Raw genomic sequence first — 18,559 nt, 5'->3', positions numbered from 1 at the left:
CGATCAGCGGGTGACCGGGACGGTTCCGCGCGCGTACCACGCCCGGGCGTCGAGCGAGAAGGAGCCGGAAGGAAGGGCCGCCCGGCACGCGTCACGGACCGCGAGGCGTTGCGGGTCGGGAAGCGTCGCCAGGTATCGGCCTGCCGGTCCGATGCCGAACGTGAACGGCTCCCAGAAGTCGTCGAAGTCGGCGTACTCGGCGCGTGCAGAGAGTGCGCCGTCGACCATCTCGGTCAGGCCGGCCCGGCGAAATCGCTCGGCGATGTCGCCCTCGGCAGTTCCCGCCATCGTCGTCTCACCGGGAGTGTGGGGATCGACCGTTCCCACCGCGGTCCAGAAGATGCGGAGCATCGTCATTCCGCCCGCCGTGGTGTCCCACATACATGCGGCCACGGTGCCCCCGGGGCGTGTCACCCGCACCATCTCCCGCACACCTTCCTCGGGATCGCTCATGAACCCGAGCACCAGACAGGCCAGCGTGGAGTCGAACTCTCCTTCCGCCCAGGGCAGGTGTTCGGCCACACCGACACGTACGTCGATCTGCGGTGCGATGTCGCGGCACGCGGCCGCGAACTGAGGTGCAGGGTCGATCGCTGCGACGTTCGCGGCACCGACCCGCGCGACGAGTTCCCGGGCGAGTCCACCCGGCCCGCAGCCCACATCGCAGACCCGCTGGCCCGCCGTCACCCCGGCGGCATCCGCCAGTGCCGGCGCGAGCGTCGGGGCGTACCTGCCCATGAATCGGTCGTACCGATCTGCAGGTGCCGCGAACTGCATGTACCCAACCTATCGGTCCGAACGGCGTCCTCGTGGCCGTTCACGTCGTATCGGGTGCCGGGCGGTCGTACTTCTCGTCCGAGCGTTCCACCACATCCGGAGCGTTCTCCCGGGTCGCCATGCCGCCGTCGCGGCCGTGATCGACCGGACCCGGCGGGTCCTCGAGCACCTCGTCGTCCTTCTTCTTCGACGTCGTCACTTCCACCTCCGTACGCTGGGCCGACTCGTGTCCGAAGGGGTACCCCCAGATATCGGCCCGCACACTCGGGGTGGCGACGGTGCGACGGGCCTGATCGACTGGATACAACGACACGAGGAGGCAGCATGCAGATACGTGACAAGGTTTTCGTCGTCACCGGGGGAGGCAACGGGATCGGACGCGACGTCGTCCTCGAACTACTCGTGCGTGGTGCGCGGGTCGCGGCGGTCGATCTCCGCACCGAGGCGCTCGACGGCACCCGTGCATTGGCGGTTGCGTACGACGACCGTCTCACCACCCATACGGTCGACGTCTCCGATCGGGCTGCCGTCGAAGCGCTGGTGACCGAGGTGACCGCTGCGCACGGGCGGGTCGACGGTGTCGCCAACGTCGCCGGCATCATCCAGAAGTTCGTCCCGTTCGCAGAGCTGCCGTACGACGAGATGAACAAGGTCCTCGACGTCAACTACTGGGGTGTCGTGCACATGTGCAAGGCGTTCCTGCCCGCATTGCTCACCCGGCCCGAAGCGAGCCTGCTCAATGTCTCGAGCATGGGAGCCTTCGTGCCCGTGCCGGGCCAGTCGGTCTACGGCGCGAGCAAGGCCGCCGTCAAACTTCTCACCGAAGGTCTCTACGCCGAACTCCGCACCACGAAGGTCGCGGTGACGCTCGTGTTCCCCGGAGCCGTCCGCACGGGGATCGCCGAGAACTCCGGCGCCGCGATCCCGGGGCGCAGCACCGATGCGTCCGTCAAGATCACGTCGTCCGCCGAAGCCGCCCGCCGGATCGCCGATGCGATCGAGAAGGGCGCTTTCCGCGTGTGTATCGGCAAGGATGCGACCATGCTCGACCTGCTTGCCAGGCTCATGCCGCGCCGCAGCATCGAGTTCCTGGCGAAGAAGATGGGGTCGCTCGTCGACCGCTGACCTACCGCCGACCGGCCTGCAGCGGATGCGGTCGCGGCGGCACGTCCGTGGGCGACCGGCTCAGCACGACCGGCAGCCACTGGCACGTCATCACGATCATCACCAGCCATTCGGCGATCAACGCGACGGTCGGATGATGCGGTGCGTTCGTGATCATCCCTGCCTGCGACCAGTAGGCGAGCAACCCGAAGAACGACGACAGGCCGGAGCCGAGCATCGCGAGCGACGCCAGCTTCCACCGCCGCAACCACAACGCCAGCGTGGAGAGCACCACACCGAACACCAGGGCCAGTACCGCGAAGATCCGCAGCGGCACAGCCACGGGGGCGGTGTCGCCGAACCAGCTGCCGAAGACCGTCCACGACCACGCCGACGACGTCTGCGGCAGCAACAGGCACACCGTCAGGACGACGACGCAGCCCGCCAGGACCCGGCCATGGCGACCGGCGTCGAACTCACCGGCGACCTTGTTCTCGATTCGGGCGAAGTCGTTCCGATAAGCCGACAGGTCCACGCTCATGCCTCAGCCTCTCCGTTCCGACACATGAGTGGCCATTATGCGCCGGACGCCGATGTGACCTCGCTCATACCGTTCACCTGCAATCGGATCCCGACGCACCCCGTCGGGGCCGGCGCCGGTGTGATGCCGTCGAGGACCGGGTATTGCCGTTCACGAACTCGATCGAGGGAGGGCGAGAATGCCGGAGAAGGACCAATACCGCATGCAGCACCCGGGAGAGCAGCATCCCGTCCCACCGCTCGAGGAACAACCGGAGATCGCCTACCCCGGGGCGACCGCCGATCTCGTCTCCGCTCCCGACCACGGTGAGGAGACGTACCGGGGGAGCGGACGCCTCGAAGGTCGGCGCGCACTGATCACCGGAGGCGATTCCGGTATCGGTCGGGCGGTCGCGATCGCCTTCGCCCGGGAGGGCGCCGACGTCGTGCTGGCCTACCTCGACGACGAGGACGCGGACGGGCGGCGAACCGCCGAACTCGTCGAGCGCGCCGGCCGACGTGCGGTGCGGATGCCCGGGGACATCCGGAAGGAGGAATTCTGCCGGCGGCTCGTGGACACGACGGTGTCCGAACTCGGCGGCATCGACATCCTCGTCAACAACGCGGCCTATCAGCATCTCGAACCCGGCGGCATCGGCGACATCTCCACCGAGCAGTTCGACCGCGTGATGAAGACGAACCTCTACGCTCTGTTCTGGTTGTCGAAGTTCGCGGTCGCCGCGATGCAGCCGGGTTCGACGATCGTCAACACCACGTCCATCCAGGCGGTGAGCCCGTCGCCCGGACTGCTCGACTACGCGACCACGAAGGCCGGCATCGTCGACTTCACCAAGGGCCTCGCCTCGGACGTGGCGAGCAAGGGCATCCGTGTCAATGCCGTTGCACCCGGACCGATCTGGACCCCCCTCATCCCTGCGACGATGCCGAAGGACGCCTACGGGCAGTTCGGCAAGGACACCCCGCTCGGACGTCCCGGCCAGCCCGCCGAACTCGCGCCCGCCTACGTCTTCCTCGCCTCCCAGGAGTCGAGTTACATCACCGGCGAGACCGTCGCCGTCACCGGGGGCGTTCCGTTCACCTGAGGGGCGCTCAGGAGTTCACGGGTAGACGAAGTCGGAAGTGCCGGACCGTCCGGTCGGCCCGGACCCCTGGCAGGGTCCGAGCCGACGAGCCTGGACGGCGAGACTCGGCCGGTCGCGGAGGTCGCCTCGTGGGAGGACTCGGGCGAGTGCCGGCGCTGCAGGAGACCGACGTCGACGACGTCGACGACGACGAGGAAGGCGAGCAGGCTCAGTCCGAGCAGCGGTACGTCACAGTGGGGATCACTTACGACTTCGCCGGGGCCCTTGGGTAACCCGCAGTGGCGGTGTCACCCGTACTCGGGTGCCGCCGAGTCGCCGGGGTCGCTAGGGCAACTCACTTCGCAGAAGTTCGGTCCCAGCAGCGAGCGCGATCATCTTGTCTCGTGCGACGCGTCGGCCCAGCGGCGCCATACCACAATTGGTACTCGGGTAGAGCTTCTCGGGGTCAACGAACGGGAGTGCGCGACGAAGGGTTGCGGCGACCTCTTCGGGCGTTTCGATGGTGTCGTTCGCCACATCGATCGCTCCCAGCATGACCTTCTTGCCCCGAAGCAGTTCGATCAGGTCGACAGGTACCCGCGAATTGTGACTCTCCAGCGACACGATGTCGATCGACGACTGTCGCAGCAGTGGAAACGACTCTTCGTACTGGCGCCACTCGGCCCCGAGCGTTGCCTTCCAGTCGGTGTTGGCCTTGATCCCATAGCCGTAACAGATGTGAACGGCGGTTTCGCAGCTCAGCCCTTCGGTTGCACGTTCGAGCGCCGCCACACCCCAGTCTTTCAGTTCGTCGAAGAACACATTGAATGCGGGCTCATCGATCTGGATGATGTCGACGCCGGCCGCTTCCAAGTCCTTTGCTTCCTGGTTCAGGATGGTCGCGAACTCCCATGCGAGTTTTTCGCGACTCTTGTAGTGGTCGTCGTAGAGCGTGTCGATCATTGTCATCGGTCCAGGCAGGGCCCATTTGATCGGCTGGTCGGTCGCCGCTCGAAGGCGCGTCGCATCCGCTGCGAACACTGACTTTTCGCGGCTCACCGTGCCGACAACCGTCGGGACACTCGCGTCGTAGCGGTTACGAATTCGCACGGTCTCGCGCCGGTCGAAGTCGACGCCACTGAGGTGCTCGATGAACGTGGTCACGAAATGCTGCCGCGTCTGTTCACCATCGCTGATGATGTCGAGCCCGGCACGACGCTGCTCATATGCTGCGAGCGTCTGGGCGTCGAGTTTCCCTTCGCGCAGTTCGTCGTCTCGCAACTTCCACGGCGACCAGAGCTTTTCTGGCTCCGAAAGCCACGAGGGCTTGGGCAGGCTACCGACGATCGAGGTGGGCAGGAGTGTGTTCATCTCTGGTACCTTTCGGTCTCGTATGGTCAGGCGTATTGCTTGGTAGCCCACTGTTCAAGAACAGCGCCATACGGTTTCATGAGATTCACCTCGGTGAACTTTCCCTGGGTGGTCGCGAGCCGAGCGCGCTCGACACGGTCGTAGCTCACTTGCGGAAATGAATAGTTGCCGTTGTCGAGACTCGGCCGGTACACCTCCGAGGCCGCGGTGTTCGCGTTGTAGATCTCGGGACGATAGATCTTCTGAAAGGTCTCCATCGTCGCGATCGTTCCCGCGAGTGCGAGAAACGAATAGTCGTTGAGCAGGTCACCGCGGTGGTAGAAGGCCAAGGGAGCGGCGGCCCCCTGAGGCATGAAGTAGCGAACCCGAAGCCTCATCTTCCCGAAGTACCGATCAGTGAGAGACTGCCCATCCGCTACGTACTCCACTCCGAGAATCGGGTGGTAGTTGGTGAGCCGGCGGTACGTCCTGGAGGTCGAAACGCTGATGCAGATGACCGGTGGCTGCGAGAACCGTTCGCGATACTCGTCCGATTCGAGAAAGCGCTGAAAGACCTGCCCGTGCAGATCGCCGAAGTCGCTGGGGATTCCCGTGTTCCCCGGGAGCCGAACGCTGAAATCGTAGTCGCGAATGTACGAGGAGAAGTTGTTTCCCACGATGCCTTCCGTGCGGCCACCGGTGGTGGTATCGACGATGTCGACGTCGAGCATTTCGATCACCGGAAATGTGGCGTCATCTTCGGCCGATGCGAGATGCAGGTCCACCGAGACGATGTCGAGTTCGAGTGCGTAACGGTCACCACGCGGATTGTCCCAGTGCACCAACTCGTTGACACGGGTGTTCATCATCGTCACCGCGTTGCGCAGATTCTGCCGACGACCCTCGCCGCGTGCGAGATTCGCGAAGTTCGTCGTGCTGCGCGAGTCGGTCGCCGGGGTGTAGTCCTCATCGAAGCGTGTCGTGTCGATGCTGAAGACACAGTCGTTCGTCATGCCGACCAGATGCCCCTAACCATGTGCGGTGAGTGCAGCGACAAGTGCGTCACCGCACAGTTCACTGCCTGAGATTTCGCAGCACTCCACACGAACACCCGATGGGCCAGGGCCGACCTTTCAGGTCGAGAACACCCGGGAGGCGTTCGTCCGAAGTGGCGTGGAAGTCAGTGTAAGTAGACCTGCTGCCATAGGGTAATTGCCGGACATGATGTCTGGGCATAGGTATTCCCTATGTCAGCAGATCGACTCCGAACCCCGAAACCACGTCGCGCATCTCCGCCACGAATCGCTGAGCCTGGGCGGTCAAAGACACCGAGGCGTGACCGATCCAACCGATCTCGATACGCTCGTCCACGTCGAGCGGCACGGCGACGATGGACGGATCGAGATCGTCCGAGATGATGCCGGTAGAGATGGTGTAGCCACCCAAGCCGATCATGAGGTTGAAGATGGTCGCTCGATCGCTCACCCGGATGTCCTGCTTCGATGATCGAGTGGAGAGAATCTCTTCAGCGAGGTAGAAGGAGTTGTTCGCACCTTGGTCGAACGTGAGCCGGGGCACGTCTTCGAGATCACTGAGCGTCACACTCTTTCGCCCTGCGAGAGGGTTCGTGCGGGCGATGAAGATGTGCGGCGATGCCAGGAACAGCGGCGTGAACACCAGCCCTGATTCGCGAATCAGCTTGTTGATCACGTTTGCGTTGAACTCGTTGCGATAGAGCACACCGAGTTCACTCCGTAGCGTGCGAACATCCTCGATGATGTCCCAGGTGCGGGTCTCTCGAAGACTGAACGCATACTCCGCGGCCTCGGATGCCTTCACCATGCGGGCGAAGGCGTCGACGACGAACGAGTAGTGCTGAGTCGATACGGCGAGGAGCCGGCGCGAGGGCCCGCGGCCCAGATACCGCTGTTCCAGGAGTTCTGCTTGCTCGACCACCTGGCGTGCGTAGCCGAGAAATTCCGCCCCGTCTTCGGTGAGTGCCACCCCACGGGTCGAGCGAACGAAGAGCGTACGTCCCACACGATTTTCGAGGTCTTTCAGCGCGGTCGAAAGGGTCGGTTGCGCGACATACAGCAGGTCCGCCGCGGCACTGATGGATCCTTCGGCGGCCACCTCCACGAAGTACCGCAACTGCTGAAGGGTGATTCCCCGCACCGTTCCCCCGATGTCCCGTGCCATTGCAAAAATCTATCGCACCTGTATCCGTCGCCGACGCTGCGGATGACCCGCGTGCCGTCCATGCGCGTGGCAGCGACAACCTGCTCGAGGTCGCCCCGACGATGACAAGACCCGCCCCGGCTTTCGGTCGATCCGAGAGGCCGCCCACGGACGCGCTCACCCACGAAGCCCTCGTGGAGATGCAGCGAGGGCACGCGACCCGAGAGCCGGATGTCAGAGCATCTTGCGTTCGTGCTCGGTCGCTCCGCCCCACACGCCATGGTGCTCACCGGTGGCCAGTGCGTGGCTCAGACATTCGTGGCGCACCGGGCACGGTCGGCATATGAGCTTGGCGGCGTGTTCACGTCGTGCGCGTTGCCCACGGGTTTCGTCATCGGGCGCGAAGAACGGAGCAGGCCCGAAGAATCTGCATGCGGCGGCGTCCCACCAGTGCTCCGATGTCGTGTCTACCGACCCGACGGCGTCGATTTGCAGGGGTATGGTCGAGGTCCGGTTCGTCACTGCGGTGTTTCGGGCGTGTAGGGGACGGTAGTGGCGCGGTTCTCGTCGATGTCCAGGGCCCGGCCGGCTTGCGGGAAGGCGCGCTGGGCGCAGTCGCTGCGGTCGCAGACCTTGCAGCCTGCGCCGATCGGAACGGTCGTAGCGACGTCGTCGAGATTCAATCCTCGGGAATAGACGAGCTTGTGGGCGTGGGTCAGATCGCAGCCGAGTCCGATGGCGAAACTGCGCGGCTGCGACAGATGTCCTCCGGTCGGGTGTTCGTCTGTGGTGCGCGCGATCCACAGATACTTCCGCCCGTCGGGCATCTGCGCGACCTGGGTGCGGATCTTCCCGGGTGTGGAGAAGGTGTCGTGCACGATCCACAGCGGGCAGCTTCCACCCACTCGGGAGAAGTGGAATGCGGTGGCGGACTGTCGTTTCGAAATATTCCCGGCTTTGTCGGTGCGGACGAAGAAGAACGGCACCCCGCGCTGTCCGGGGCGCTGGAGGGTGGACAGGCGGTGGCAGACGGTTTCGAATCCGACCTCGAATGCGTTCCCGATCAGATCGATGTCGTAGTGCAGGCTTTCGGCCGTGCGCAGGAAATGTGTGTAGGGCAGGATGAGTGCTCCGGCGAAATAGTTGGCCAGGCCGATGCGTGCGAGCGCCTTCGACTCGGGCGGCAGATCGGAGGCCGCAGCGACGAGCGCATCGATCGTCCTCTTCTGGGTGAGGAATGCCAACTGGGTTGCCAGGTGGAAGGCGCGTTGGCCGTGGGTGAGTCGACGGGCGAGAGCAAGGGTCCTCGTGGTCGCGTCGTGGGTGCGTTTCGGGCCGGGTGCGCCAGGAGCGTCGGTGCGGATCCGCACGGTGACGGAATGTTCGTCGCGCAGTAGACGAGCGAGCTGCAGGTCGAGACCGCCGAGGGACAGTTCGCGGGAGACGAACATCCGTTCTGCAGCATCGTCGAGTTCGGCGATGTGATTGCGACGGTCGTAGAAGAAGTCCCGCACGTCCTCGTAAGGCCTGGCGAGTTGCGATTCGGTGGTGGTGCCGTCGTGTGTCGGTGACAGTCTTTCGACCTGTTCGGTGGCGCCACGCAGCCTCCGGTGCATGGCGACCAGGATCCGGGCTGCGGCCGGATGGCGGGTGACCAGGTCGTCGATCTCGGTCGCGGTGGTATCGACGGCGTCGGCATGGTCGGCGAACACGTCCTGCAGATCGGCGACCAGGCGGGCGTCGCTGTCGACGGCGAAGAAACCCATATCGAGGTCGAACGTCGAGTTCAGACGCAGCAGGACGGGGACGGTGAGCGGTCGCTGGTCGTTCTCGAGTTGGTTGACGTAGCTGGTGGACAACTGCAGCATCCGCGCCAGCGCGGTCTGGGTCAGTCCCCGTTCCTCACGCAGCCGGCGCAGTCGGGTGCCCGCATACAGCTTCTGCATGGGCCGAACCTAACAGGAACGGTTTCCGCAACTTACGCAGATTCGGTGGTCGGCTTACACACAAATACTCCTGTGCAAGGCATTTCCACGCCGGGGCAGTGTGCATAGCGTGCGAATCGACAGCTGAGATCCTGTGGAAGGTCGTGTAGTGAAAACCCATCTCGTCCGTACCCATCGCTCCGCCGAAGAGTTCCCGAAGCACGAACACCTCGCCTGGAAGATTGCCGAGGTCGCCACCGATGCGGTCGACGTGCCGGGTGACACCGAGGAAATGATCATCAACCGGATCATCGACAATGCCGCGGTCGCGGCGGCGTCGGTGACACGCCGTCCGGTCGCCAACGCCCGCGCCCAGGCGCTGGCCCATCCGTATACGTCGGGTTCCAGGGTGTTCGGCGTGGACGGTGCCTTCTCGCCGGAATGGGCGGCGTGGGCCAACGGAGTCGCCGTGCGAGAACTCGATTTCCACGACACCTTCCTCGCGGCGGAGTACTCGCACCCGGGCGACAACATCCCGTCGATCCTGGCGGTCGCACAGCACACCGGCCGCAGTGGCGCGGACCTGATCCGCGGCCTCGCCACCGGCTACGAGATCCAGGTCGATCTCGTGCGGGGCATCTGCCTGCACGAGCACAAGATCGACCACGTCGCCCATCTCGGACCGTCGGCCGCTGCCGGCATCGGCACGCTCCTCGGCCTCGACACCGAGACCATCTACCAGGCGATCGGGCAGGCACTGCACACCACGACCGCGACGCGTCAGTCCCGCAAAGGCGAGATCTCGAGCTGGAAGGCGTACGCACCGGCCTTCGCCGGGAAGATGGCCGTCGAGGCCGTGGATCGGGCGTTGCGCGGCGAGGGCGCACCGTCACCCATCTGGGAGGGTGAGGACGGGGTCATCGCCTGGCTGCTCGGCGGACCCGATGTGGAATACCACGTGCCGCTGCCGGCCCCGGGGGAGGCCAAGCGCGCCATCCTCGACACCTACACCAAGGAGCACTCGGCCGAGTACCAGAGCCAAGCACCGATCGATCTGGCGCGGCGCATGCGCGAGCGCATCGAAGATCTCGAGCAGATCGCGTCGATCGTGCTGCACACCAGTCACCACACCCACGTGGTGATCGGCACCGGCTCGAACGATCCGCAGAAGTTCGATCCGCAGGCCAGCCGGGAGACGCTCGACCACTCGGTCATGTACATCTTCGCGGTCGCGCTGCAGGACGGCACCTGGCATCACGAGCGGTCCTACGCCCCCGAGCGTGCGCAACGGCCGGACACCGTCGAACTGTGGCGCAAGATTTCCACCGCGGAGGATCCCGAGTGGACCCGCCGCTACCACTCGACCGATCCCGACGAGAAGGCGTTCGGCGCGCGCGCGGAGATCACCTTGAAGAGCGGCGAGGTGATCGTCGACGAACTGGCCATTGCCGATGCGCATCCGCTGGGCGCGCGTCCGTTCTCCCGCGAGCAGTACATCGCCAAGTTCCGCACCCTCGCCGAGGGCGTCGTGGACCCGGCCGAGCAGGACCGCTTCCTCGACGTCGCGCAACGCACCCCCGAACTGGCCGCCGGTGAGTTGAACCAGCTGACCTTCACCGTCTCGGGCGAGGTTCTCGCCCGCGCTCCGAAGTCGCCGAAGGGACTGTTCTGACATGACAGGTCTCATCGCCGCTGTCACTTCCGCAGCCGACAAGCGTGTCGCCCTCCGCGCCTCGCTGGCCTCCGAATCGATCACCAGACTCCCGGGTGCGATCAATCCGCTGACCGCCAAGCTGATCCAGGAGATCGGCTTCGAAGGGATCTACATCTCGGGAGGCGCGTTCTCGGCTGCACTCGGTCTACCGGACATCGGCCTGACCACCCTCACCGAGGTCGCTTCCCACAGCGCCCCGATCGCGCGCTGCACCGATCTACCGGTGCTGGTCGATGCGGACACCGGATTCGGCGAGCCGATGTCGGCAGCTCGCACCGTGACCACCCTTGAAGACGCCGGGGTTGCCGGCCTGCACCTCGAGGACCAGGTCAACCCGAAGCGTTGCGGGCACCTCGACGGGAAGGCCATCGTGCCGACCGACGAGATGGTTCGCAGGGTGCGCGCCGCCGTCTCCGCGCGGCGGGACCCGAACTTCGTGATCTGTGCTCGCACGGACGCCGCCGGCATCGACGGTATCGATGCCGCGATCGAGCGTGCGAAGGCCTACGCGGACGCCGGAGCGGACCTGATCTTCACCGAGGCACTGCACACTCGTACCGACTTCGAGAAGTTCCGCGGCGCGGTGGACATCCCGCTGCTGGCGAACATGACCGAGTTCGGCAAGTCCCCACTCGTCCCGGCACAAGCGCTCGAGTCCATCGGTTACAACGCGGTGATCTACCCGGTCACCACTCTGCGGTTGGCGATGGGCGCGATCGAACGCGGACTGCGTGTCATCCACGAAGAAGGCACTCAGGAAACCCTGCTCGACGAGATGCAGACGCGTTCACGGCTGTACGAGTTGCTCGAGTACGAGCGCTACAACGAGTTCGATTCCGGAATCTTCGATTTCACTCTGTCGAGGAGCCAGTGATGATCGCTGCCCATCGCGGTTCGGGGACGACCGATTCTGCTGTCCCCACCATCTACAAGGGCCTGGCCGGTGTCGTTGTCGACACCACCGCCATTTCCGAGGTGGTACCCGAAACCAATTCGCTCACCTACCGCGGCTATGCGGTCCAGGACCTCGCGGCACACTGCTGCTTCGAGCAGGTCGCCTACCTGCTGTGGAACGGGGAACTTCCCGACGATCGGCAGCTCGAGCTGTTCTGCCAGCGTGAGCGGGCGAATCGGCGCGCCGACCGGTCGCTGCTGTCCCTGGTGGCGAAGATGCCCGAGAGCTGCCATCCGATGGATGTGGTGCGCACCGCGATCAGCTATCTCGGCGCCGAGGATCCCCAGGAATGGGACACCGATCCGAAGTCCAAGCGTGAGAAGGCTCTTCGTATGATGGCGTTGTTGCCGACGATCATCGCGGCCGACCACCGTCGGCGACGCGGCCTGGATCCGATCCCGCCGCACCATTCCCTCGGATTCGCCGAGAACTTCCTGAACATGTGCTTCGGGGAGATTCCGCACCCGCAGATCGTCAAGGCATTCGAGGTTTCGCTGATCCTGTACGCGGAGCACAGCTTCAACGCCTCCACGTTCGCTGCGCGCGTGGTCACCTCCACGCTGTCGGATATCTACAGCGCCGTCACCGCCGCGATCGGCACTCTCAAGGGGCCGCTGCACGGTGGCGCCAACGAGGCCGTGATGCACGACATGCTCCAGATCGGGGAACCGGAACGGGCCGAGGAATGGTTGCGGGACAAGCTCACCCGCAAGGAGAAAGTGATGGGATTCGGGCACCGGGTGTACAAGAACGGCGACTCCCGGGTGCCGGCCATGAAGACGGCGTTCCTCGAGGTTGCCGCGCTCACCGGCGGCGAGAAGTGGGTGCAGATGTACGAGATCCTCGAGAAGACCATGGCCGAGGCCACCGGCATCGAGCCGAATCTGGACTTTCCCACCGGGCCGGCCTACCACCTGATGGGCTTCGACATCGAGGTGTTCACCCCGATCTTCGTCATGAGCCGTATCACCGGGTGGGCCGCGCACATCATCGAGCAGGGTGAGTCCAACGCACTCATCCGTCCGCTGAGCGAATACACAGGGGTGCCGCAGCGGCCGATCGTGGCCTGACACCCGCTCGAACGGCATCCCGGGGCATTTCCGTCACCGTCTCCTGTCCCCGGGATGCATTCGATCATGGCCCGCAGCACGAAAGCTGCGGGCCATGATCGTTCGTGGTGATGTCATCCGCAGCGTGTGTGCGCCAGTTCTGCTCCCTGGTCAAGGGATTCGAGTGTGCGATGGGCGGACATCGTCGAGGACCTCCTTCGTGGTGCGGTAGCTATCTGTTCAGCTCGGCACGCACGGTGGCGGCAGCGGCGACGAGATTCGCCAGTGAGGCCGTGACCTCCGTCGTACCGCGGGTCTTGAGCCCACAGTCCGGGTTGACCCACAGTCGGTCGGCGGGCACTGCCTGCAGAGCCGTGCGCAGCAGTGCTGTGATCTCGTCCTCGCTCGGCACCCGCGGCGAATGGATGTCGTACACGCCGGGGCCCACACCGAGGTCGAACCCGGCGGCGTCGAGATCGTCGAGGACCTCCATGTGCGAGCGGGCCGCCTCGATGGACGTGACATCGGCGTCGAGTTCGGCGATCGCCCCGATCACCTCTCCGAACTCCGAATAGCACAGGTGGGTGTGGATCTGCGTGGAGTCGGCGACACCGGATGTCGCCAACCGGAACGCACCGACCGCCCACTTCAGGTAGTCGGGCTGTTCCGACGCGCGCAGCGGCAGGAGTTCACGAAGTGCAGGTTCGTCGACCTGGATGATGCGCACCCCGGCGGCCTGCAGGTCCACGGTCTCGTCGCGGATGGCGAGCGCGATCTGGTCGGCGGTCTCGGCGAGCGGCTGATCGTCGCGGACGAACGACCACGCCAGGATCGTGACGGGGCCCGTGAGCATGCCTTTGACCGGCTTGTCGGTGAGGGACTGGGCGTAGACGATCCACTCGACGGTCATCGGTGCGCGGCGTGCGACGTCACCGTAGAGGATCGGCGGCCGCACACACCGCGTGCCGTAGGACTGCACCCAGCCGTTGGCGGTGGCGAAGAACCCGTCGAGCTGCTCGGCGAAGTACTGCACCATGTCGTTGCGCTCCGGTTCGCCGTGCACCACAACGTCGAGCCCCAGCTCCTCCTGCAGCGCAACCACTTCGGAAATCTCGTCCCGCATCCGCCGCACATACTCGCCGTGGTCGATCTCGCCTGCGCGCAGCGCTGCACGGGCCACCCGGATGCGGGTCGTCTGCGGGTACGAGCCGATCGTGGTCGTCGGCAACAACGGCAGATCGAGATGGCGACGCTGGATCTCGCGGCGACGGTCGGCGGGTCTGCGGGTGCGATCGGTGGAGATCGATGCGAGGACACCGCGCACCCGATCGTTGCGCAGGCGCGGATCCGAGGCCCGCACCTGTGCGGCGGTACGGGCAGCGTCGAGTTCGTCGGTGACGGCGTCGCGTCCCGTACGTAGAGCGGTGGCGAGAGTGACGATCTCCGAGACCTTCTCGTTGCCGAAGGCCAACCACGTGCGCAGCGACTCGTCGAGATCCGGTTCGGTATCGATCGTGTACGGCACGTGCAGTAGTGAGCACGACGACGACACCGCCACGGCCGCTGCGGAACCGAGAAGTGTGGCCAGCGTCGACAAGGCCTGTTCGAGGTCGGTGCGCCATACGTTCCTGCCGTCGACGACACCGGCGACCACGAGCTTGTCGGCGAGTTCGGGCAGACCTGCGATTCCGGTGGTGGTACCGGCGACCAGGTCGACGGCGAGGCCTTCGACTCCGGTATGTGCGAGTCGCTCCAGCGCCGGCCCGAGGCTGCCGAAGTACGACGCGACGAGAATCGCCGGCCGCTTCTGTGCTTGCGCCAGGGCGTCGTACACCCGTCCGATCGCATCGAGAGCAGGTCTGTCGAGGTCGCGGACCAACGCCGGTTCGTCGAGCTGCACCCAGTCGACCCCTGTGTCGGCGATCTGCGCCAACAGGTCCAGATAGTGGGGAACGAGCTCGTCGACCCGATCGAGCAGCGGTCCTTGCCCGTCGACGGGCTTCGACAGCAGCAGGAAGGTCAGTGGACCCAGGACCACGGGGCGGGCCGGCACACCGAGCTCGCGTGCCTCCGCAATCTCACCCAGGATCTTTGTGGCGTCGAGCTCGAAGACGGTGCCGGGTCCGATCTCGGGGACGAGGTAGTGGTAGTTGGTGTCGAACCACTTGGTCATCTCGAGTGGGGCGATATCGTCGGTCCCGCGCGCTGCGGCGAAACAGCGGTCGAGGTCGTCGGCGATACCCGCGACCCGGGGAGGCAACGCCCCGAGCATGATTGCTGTGTCGAGGACGTGGTCGTAGTACGAGAACGTCCCGACCGGGATCGAGTCCAGCCCGGCCGTGTGCTGACGTGACCACGTGTCGGCGCGGAGTTGCGCGGCAACCGATTCCAGGCCGCCGCGGTCGAGGCGCCCGGCCCAGTAGGCCTCGGTGGCCTTCTTCAGTTCGCGGTTCGGTCCGATTCGTGCGGATCCGAGCACGGTGGCGGTGAACGGGGGTGCTGTCGGAGCAGACATCAGGTTTTCTCCGGTGTTCGTCGCTGGTGGTCTACCGCCCGACGTACGCGCATCCCGAAACGAGCCCCGTGATCTCGACCTGTGGTCGAGGTGTTGCCGATCGGTGCACGCGCCCATTCCACGAGGCGGCATACCGTCGGGCACGGCGTGCCCGACACGATCGGCAGGTCTTCGGACTTGCAGGCACCCATCCCGATTCCGTCGAGATGGACCTAGTGGCCGTCGCTTCCCGGACTCGGTGTCCAGTGCTGAGTGACGGCGATCGTTCCTGCATACCGCTGCGGGACAGTCCCGGATTCCCACCGGGTTCCCTCTCACACCCGGTACCTGTCGGCATCGGGTGCTTCGGCGCGCACACGAGGTCTTCGGGGCTCCTCACGACGACATGCGGCGAACCGATCGCAGCGCCGACTATACAAGGGTCGTCCCCATTCTCGGGACGTGTGGACTCGACGACGACCTCCGAGACCGGAATGCAGTCTTCCGTGAATGAATCCGGAAGAGTCGGACCGCCGGGTCGGCTCGGACCCCGTGGCAGGGTCCGAGCCGACGAGCCGGGACGACGAGACTCAGCCGGTCGCGGAGGCCGCCTCGTGGGAGGACTCGGGCGAGCGTCGGCGCTGCAGGAGACCGACGACGACGTCGACGACGAGGAAAGCGAGCAGGCTCAGTCCGAGCAACGGGACGAACCAGCCGACGACTACTGTCGCAGCCACCACTGCGATTGCCGCGGCCGGAGGGACACGCCTCCACGCACCGCGCAGCGGGGGACGGGGGACCCGGCGCGATCCGCGCGCAGGGCGGCGCTCCCACCACATCAGATAGCCGTACACGACGACCGTGACCAAGGCGATCGCGAGACCGAGCAGCACCAGCTGATTGAGCAGGCCGAACAGAATGCCCATGTGCAGTCCGATACCCCAGGCGGTGAGTTTGGCGGCCAGGGGCCAGTCGGCGAACCGGTTCACGTCGGTCACCGCCCCGGTGGTGGGGTCGATCGCGATCGCGTCGGTGGCGAACTGCCAGGGCTGGCGTGTCTCGGTGACGGTGACGGCGGTGTGCTCATCGGCCGGGATGCTCATCTCGACTCGGCCGCCGACTTCGTTCTCGGCCGCGAGAATGAGCGCCGCGTCGAGGAAGTCGATGGTGCGGTCGAGTGTCCGAGGGTCGGCGGACGCGACGCCGTGTCCACCATGGTCGTCGTGTCCCCCCGACCCGGCGGCAGCGGAGGCACCGAGTGCGGCATCTGTGGACGGGGTGGTCCAACTCAACGTGGTGCGCAGCTCACCGATGTTCTCACCGGCGTACTTCGACCAGGTCAACCCGGTGGCGGAGAGGAAGATCAATCCGATGACGATCCACATGCCGGTAGCACCGTGCCGACCGAGAGTGCGCTTCCGTCCTTGCGCGTTGCGGTCGACGGTCAGCAGACGGGCAGATTCCATGTCCCGCATGCGCTGTGTCCGATAGCGCTGCACCCACAGATACATCCCGCCGAGGGCAACCACCCAGAGCCAGGATGCGGCGAGTTCGCTGTAGAGCCGGCCGGGCTCTCCCAGATGGAGATGCCGGTGCAGCTGGGAGATCCAGGTGCGTACCGGCAGTGCGCTGCTGCTGCCGTAGACCACCGATTCGCCCGTCGACGATGCGGTCACCGGGTCGATGAACACCGCGGTGCGTTCGGATTCCCCCAACGACGGGTCGGTGAACAACACCCGGGTCGTCTCACCGGCTTCGGAGGCCGGGCGCACCGCCGAGACGGTCAGATCCGGCCGTAGTTGTCGAGCTGCCCGTACCTGATCGGCGACCGGCAATGCCGGACCGGAGGTGTCCGCGTGCAGGAGGTCGCGGTAGAGCACCTGTTCGAGAGTCGGAGCGATCGCATAGAGGCCACCGCTGATCGTCGCGATGAGCAGGAACGGGGCGATCAGAACCCCGGCATAGAAGTGAAGTCGCATGATCAGCGGCCGCATGCTGCGAAGCGGCGGAGGGTTCTTCGTTGCAGGCCGGGCGTGTGCCGCGGCGGTGTCGTCCGCGGCGTCTGTACCGCGGTCGAGTTCGGGAACGGACATGAGTGTGTCTCGATTCGGCTGTCGTAAGGCGGTCGCCGTCTGCGCGTTTCCCGGGTGGGTTCACGTGGAAGTACGTGTGCCACGGGAGATGCGGTCGACGAAGCCGCCGTCAGGAAAGCGGGCATCGGGGGACTCGGGCAGATCGAATCCGGTGGACGCCGCTGAGGGCACGCACGCCCTGCGTTCGACCCTCCGGTGGAGGGCGGAGGCGGGACGGCGGAAAGAGAGTGAGGTCGGCCCTGCCGCCGGTGATCGCGTGTTCTCCCGCGCCGGTGACGGGCGCAGCAGAGTGATCGGGAGGGAAACCGACTACGCAGCGGTCGGCGGTCCGCGCGTACCGGCAGCGGTGCCGGCCGACAACCACAGCGACAGCGTCGCCCGATGGATCGGCGTCGCCGACCACACGACGGTCTGCACCGGCGGGACAGAAACGAGCACCAGCAGCACGCGGGTGAAGGCCGCCAGTACGTGCAGGCACGCACCTTCGACGGCGCGCACCAGAGCCGCGGAAACCGCAACAGCGGCAAGGTGGGTGGCGAACATCGCGGACGACAGTCCCAGATCGTGCGCGTGGTCGTCGACCACCGTGAGGGTGGTGTGCCCGACCACCTGTCCGGCGGTCAGCGCCGCGAGGAGAAACGTCCGGTTCCGGTCGCGCACGTCGAAGGCGGCGACCGCGGCACCGACACCCGCGCACGCGGCCAGCAGCAGCACCACTGCTGATTGGCTCGGCGGCATGCCGCCACCGGCCATGCCGTGGGCAGCGATACTCACCGCCCCCGACACCGACGCCACGGCAGCACCGCGCACCTGCGCAAGCACCGGCATCCGTGAGTCCACCCCGCGAGGATAACGGTGATGCCCCTCTGGTCTGTTCTCCGGTTCCGGACAGGGCATGGCGATGACGGCGGCCTCCCGCACCGCGGTGGTACCGACGACGAACAGGACACGACCGCTACGCCGTTCGAGTGGCGTTGCACCACCACCGACCTGCACCGCGTCCGGCTCCTACTTCGGCTACTTCGGCCGAGCCGGAAAATCGGGCATGGCCGGCTCCTGCTAGCCTCGGTGCGTCCATCGCAATGGGATTCGAGGAAGCCGGTGTGAATCCGGCGCGGTACCGCCACTGTGAGCGGCGCTTCGACAAGCGTCTGCGAGCCAGATACTCACCCCATTCGTACCTTTCGGCATCGGGGCGGCATACCCCGAGAAAGGCTGCGCGAAGCCGTGCACCCATCTCTCTCTCATTCTGTCTCCGCTGTGCCTCCTCGGCGTCCGGCTCCTGCCGGAGGGCGCGCCATCGCGAGCGCCCACGCACC

General features: G+C 65.7%; 17 protein-coding genes and 2 riboswitches. Of the genes, 6 read left to right on the top strand and 11 right to left on the bottom strand.

Annotated elements, in window-relative coordinates; all coding sequences use genetic code 11:
- Positions 1 to 3: 3 nt before the first annotated feature.
- Both EQ874_RS17310 and EQ874_RS17305 read right to left on the bottom strand, forming a co-directional pair.
- Positions 4 to 777 carry a class I SAM-dependent methyltransferase gene (locus EQ874_RS17310; protein WP_129977544.1) on the bottom strand — a complete coding sequence of 258 codons (774 nt, stop codon included), beginning with the start codon at positions 775 to 777 and terminating at the stop codon, positions 4 to 6.
- Between the two features lie 40 nt (positions 778 to 817).
- Entirely contained in the window at positions 818 to 1,090 is a 273-nt protein-coding gene (locus EQ874_RS17305) for a hypothetical protein (protein ID WP_129977543.1), read from the bottom strand.
- A gap of 11 nt (positions 1,091 to 1,101) precedes the next feature.
- Here EQ874_RS17305 and EQ874_RS17300 point away from each other — a divergent pair, with 11 nt between their 5' ends.
- The gene (locus EQ874_RS17300; protein WP_129977542.1) at positions 1,102 to 1,902 is read left to right on the top strand and encodes an SDR family NAD(P)-dependent oxidoreductase; all 801 of its coding nucleotides are present in this window, start codon (positions 1,102 to 1,104) and stop codon (positions 1,900 to 1,902) included.
- A gap of 1 nt (position 1,903) precedes the next feature.
- Here the strand turns inward: EQ874_RS17300 and EQ874_RS17295 are convergent, their stop codons facing one another.
- On the bottom strand, positions 1,904 to 2,422 hold the full coding sequence (locus tag EQ874_RS17295) for a hypothetical protein (protein ID WP_129977541.1): 519 nt from the start codon (positions 2,420 to 2,422) through the stop codon (positions 1,904 to 1,906).
- 178 nt (positions 2,423 to 2,600) lie between these two features.
- On the opposite strand from EQ874_RS17295, the gene EQ874_RS17290 reads away from it, so the two are divergent.
- Both EQ874_RS17290 and EQ874_RS22930 read left to right on the top strand, forming a co-directional pair.
- Complete coding sequence (locus EQ874_RS17290) at positions 2,601 to 3,503, top strand: SDR family oxidoreductase (protein ID WP_129977540.1); 903 nt, start codon at positions 2,601 to 2,603, stop codon at positions 3,501 to 3,503.
- Positions 3,504 to 3,631: 128 nt separating this feature from the next.
- The gene (locus tag EQ874_RS22930; RefSeq protein WP_165369269.1) at positions 3,632 to 3,775 is read left to right on the top strand and encodes a hypothetical protein; all 144 of its coding nucleotides are present in this window, start codon (positions 3,632 to 3,634) and stop codon (positions 3,773 to 3,775) included.
- A 52-nt stretch (positions 3,776 to 3,827) separates the two neighbouring features.
- On the opposite strand, the gene EQ874_RS17285 is transcribed toward EQ874_RS22930, so the two are convergent.
- From EQ874_RS17285 to EQ874_RS17265, 5 genes are all read right to left on the bottom strand, one after another.
- A complete protein-coding gene (locus EQ874_RS17285; RefSeq protein WP_129977539.1) occupies positions 3,828 to 4,853 on the bottom strand; it encodes a methionine synthase in 1,026 nt (341 codons plus the stop codon).
- 26 nt (positions 4,854 to 4,879) lie between these two features.
- Complete coding sequence (locus EQ874_RS17280) at positions 4,880 to 5,845, bottom strand: putative oxygenase MesX (RefSeq protein WP_129977538.1); 966 nt, start codon at positions 5,843 to 5,845, stop codon at positions 4,880 to 4,882.
- A gap of 232 nt (positions 5,846 to 6,077) precedes the next feature.
- Positions 6,078 to 7,031: a LysR family transcriptional regulator gene (locus tag EQ874_RS17275; protein WP_129977537.1), complete on the bottom strand. Its 954-nt coding sequence runs from the start codon at positions 7,029 to 7,031 to the stop codon at positions 6,078 to 6,080.
- A gap of 213 nt (positions 7,032 to 7,244) precedes the next feature.
- On the bottom strand, positions 7,245 to 7,532 hold the full coding sequence (locus EQ874_RS17270; RefSeq protein WP_242496790.1) for a WhiB family transcriptional regulator: 288 nt from the start codon (positions 7,530 to 7,532) through the stop codon (positions 7,245 to 7,247).
- Positions 7,529 to 8,956, bottom strand: a complete 1,428-nt coding sequence (locus EQ874_RS17265; RefSeq protein WP_129977536.1) for a short-chain fatty acyl-CoA regulator family protein — start codon at positions 8,954 to 8,956, stop codon at positions 7,529 to 7,531. Before EQ874_RS17265 ends, EQ874_RS17270 begins: the two co-directional genes overlap by 4 nt.
- A gap of 148 nt (positions 8,957 to 9,104) precedes the next feature.
- Between EQ874_RS17265 and prpD the strand changes: the two genes are divergently transcribed.
- The 3 genes from prpD to EQ874_RS17250 are packed head-to-tail and all read left to right on the top strand — an operon-like array spanning position 9,105 to position 12,674.
- Positions 9,105 to 10,607 carry a 2-methylcitrate dehydratase PrpD gene (prpD, locus tag EQ874_RS17260; RefSeq protein ID WP_129977535.1) on the top strand — a complete coding sequence of 501 codons (1,503 nt, stop codon included), beginning with the start codon at positions 9,105 to 9,107 and terminating at the stop codon, positions 10,605 to 10,607.
- A 1-nt stretch (position 10,608) separates the two neighbouring features.
- Positions 10,609 to 11,523, top strand: coding sequence for a methylisocitrate lyase (prpB, locus tag EQ874_RS17255; RefSeq protein WP_129977534.1), 915 nt, complete (start codon positions 10,609 to 10,611; stop codon positions 11,521 to 11,523).
- Positions 11,523 to 12,674, top strand: a complete 1,152-nt coding sequence (locus tag EQ874_RS17250; RefSeq protein ID WP_129977533.1) for a bifunctional 2-methylcitrate synthase/citrate synthase — start codon at positions 11,523 to 11,525, stop codon at positions 12,672 to 12,674. Before prpB ends, EQ874_RS17250 begins: the two co-directional genes overlap by 1 nt.
- Positions 12,675 to 12,885: 211 nt before the next feature.
- On the opposite strand, the gene metE is transcribed toward EQ874_RS17250, so the two are convergent.
- From metE to EQ874_RS17235, 3 genes are all read right to left on the bottom strand, one after another.
- Positions 12,886 to 15,168 carry a 5-methyltetrahydropteroyltriglutamate--homocysteine S-methyltransferase gene (gene metE, locus EQ874_RS17245; protein ID WP_129977532.1) on the bottom strand — a complete coding sequence of 761 codons (2,283 nt, stop codon included), beginning with the start codon at positions 15,166 to 15,168 and terminating at the stop codon, positions 12,886 to 12,888.
- Positions 15,169 to 15,312: 144 nt separating this feature from the next.
- Positions 15,313 to 15,514, bottom strand: a riboswitch (cobalamin riboswitch).
- A gap of 223 nt (positions 15,515 to 15,737) precedes the next feature.
- Positions 15,738 to 17,240: a PepSY-associated TM helix domain-containing protein gene (locus tag EQ874_RS17240; protein WP_129977531.1), complete on the bottom strand. Its 1,503-nt coding sequence runs from the start codon at positions 17,238 to 17,240 to the stop codon at positions 15,738 to 15,740.
- A gap of 309 nt (positions 17,241 to 17,549) precedes the next feature.
- Positions 17,550 to 18,068 (bottom strand): hypothetical protein, encoded by a 519-nt coding sequence (locus EQ874_RS17235; RefSeq protein WP_084421442.1) that lies wholly within the window; start codon positions 18,066 to 18,068, stop codon positions 17,550 to 17,552.
- Positions 18,069 to 18,289: 221 nt separating this feature from the next.
- A riboswitch (cobalamin riboswitch) is annotated at positions 18,290 to 18,429 on the top strand.
- The last annotated feature ends 130 nt before the right edge of the window (positions 18,430 to 18,559 follow it).

It is taken from the genome of Rhodococcus sp. Q1 (genome assembly GCF_004153645.1).
Taxonomy (GTDB): Bacteria; Actinomycetota; Actinomycetes; order Mycobacteriales; family Mycobacteriaceae; genus Rhodococcus; species Rhodococcus gordoniae.
This window is presented reverse-complemented; position numbering and strand designations above follow the sequence as displayed.

Coding starts and splice junctions, on each gene's coding strand:
- EQ874_RS17310 (WP_129977544.1), bottom strand. CDS start 777: ATGCAGTTCGCGGCACCTGCAGATCGGTACGACCGATTCATGGGCAGG.
- EQ874_RS17300 (WP_129977542.1), top strand. CDS start 1,102: ATGCAGATACGTGACAAGGTTTTCGTCGTCACCGGGGGAGGCAACGGG.
- EQ874_RS17295 (WP_129977541.1), bottom strand. CDS start 2,422: ATGAGCGTGGACCTGTCGGCTTATCGGAACGACTTCGCCCGAATCGAG.
- EQ874_RS17290 (WP_129977540.1), top strand. CDS start 2,601: ATGCCGGAGAAGGACCAATACCGCATGCAGCACCCGGGAGAGCAGCAT.
- EQ874_RS17285 (WP_129977539.1), bottom strand. CDS start 4,853: ATGAACACACTCCTGCCCACCTCGATCGTCGGTAGCCTGCCCAAGCCC.
- EQ874_RS17280 (WP_129977538.1), bottom strand. CDS start 5,845: ATGACGAACGACTGTGTCTTCAGCATCGACACGACACGCTTCGATGAG.
- EQ874_RS17275 (WP_129977537.1), bottom strand. CDS start 7,031: ATGGCACGGGACATCGGGGGAACGGTGCGGGGAATCACCCTTCAGCAG.
- EQ874_RS17265 (WP_129977536.1), bottom strand. CDS start 8,956: ATGCAGAAGCTGTATGCGGGCACCCGACTGCGCCGGCTGCGTGAGGAA.
- prpB (WP_129977534.1), top strand. CDS start 10,609: ATGACAGGTCTCATCGCCGCTGTCACTTCCGCAGCCGACAAGCGTGTC.
- EQ874_RS17250 (WP_129977533.1), top strand. CDS start 11,523: ATGATCGCTGCCCATCGCGGTTCGGGGACGACCGATTCTGCTGTCCCC.
- metE (WP_129977532.1), bottom strand. CDS start 15,168: ATGTCTGCTCCGACAGCACCCCCGTTCACCGCCACCGTGCTCGGATCC.
- EQ874_RS17240 (WP_129977531.1), bottom strand. CDS start 17,240: ATGTCCGTTCCCGAACTCGACCGCGGTACAGACGCCGCGGACGACACC.
- EQ874_RS17235 (WP_084421442.1), bottom strand. CDS start 18,068: ATGCCGGTGCTTGCGCAGGTGCGCGGTGCTGCCGTGGCGTCGGTGTCG.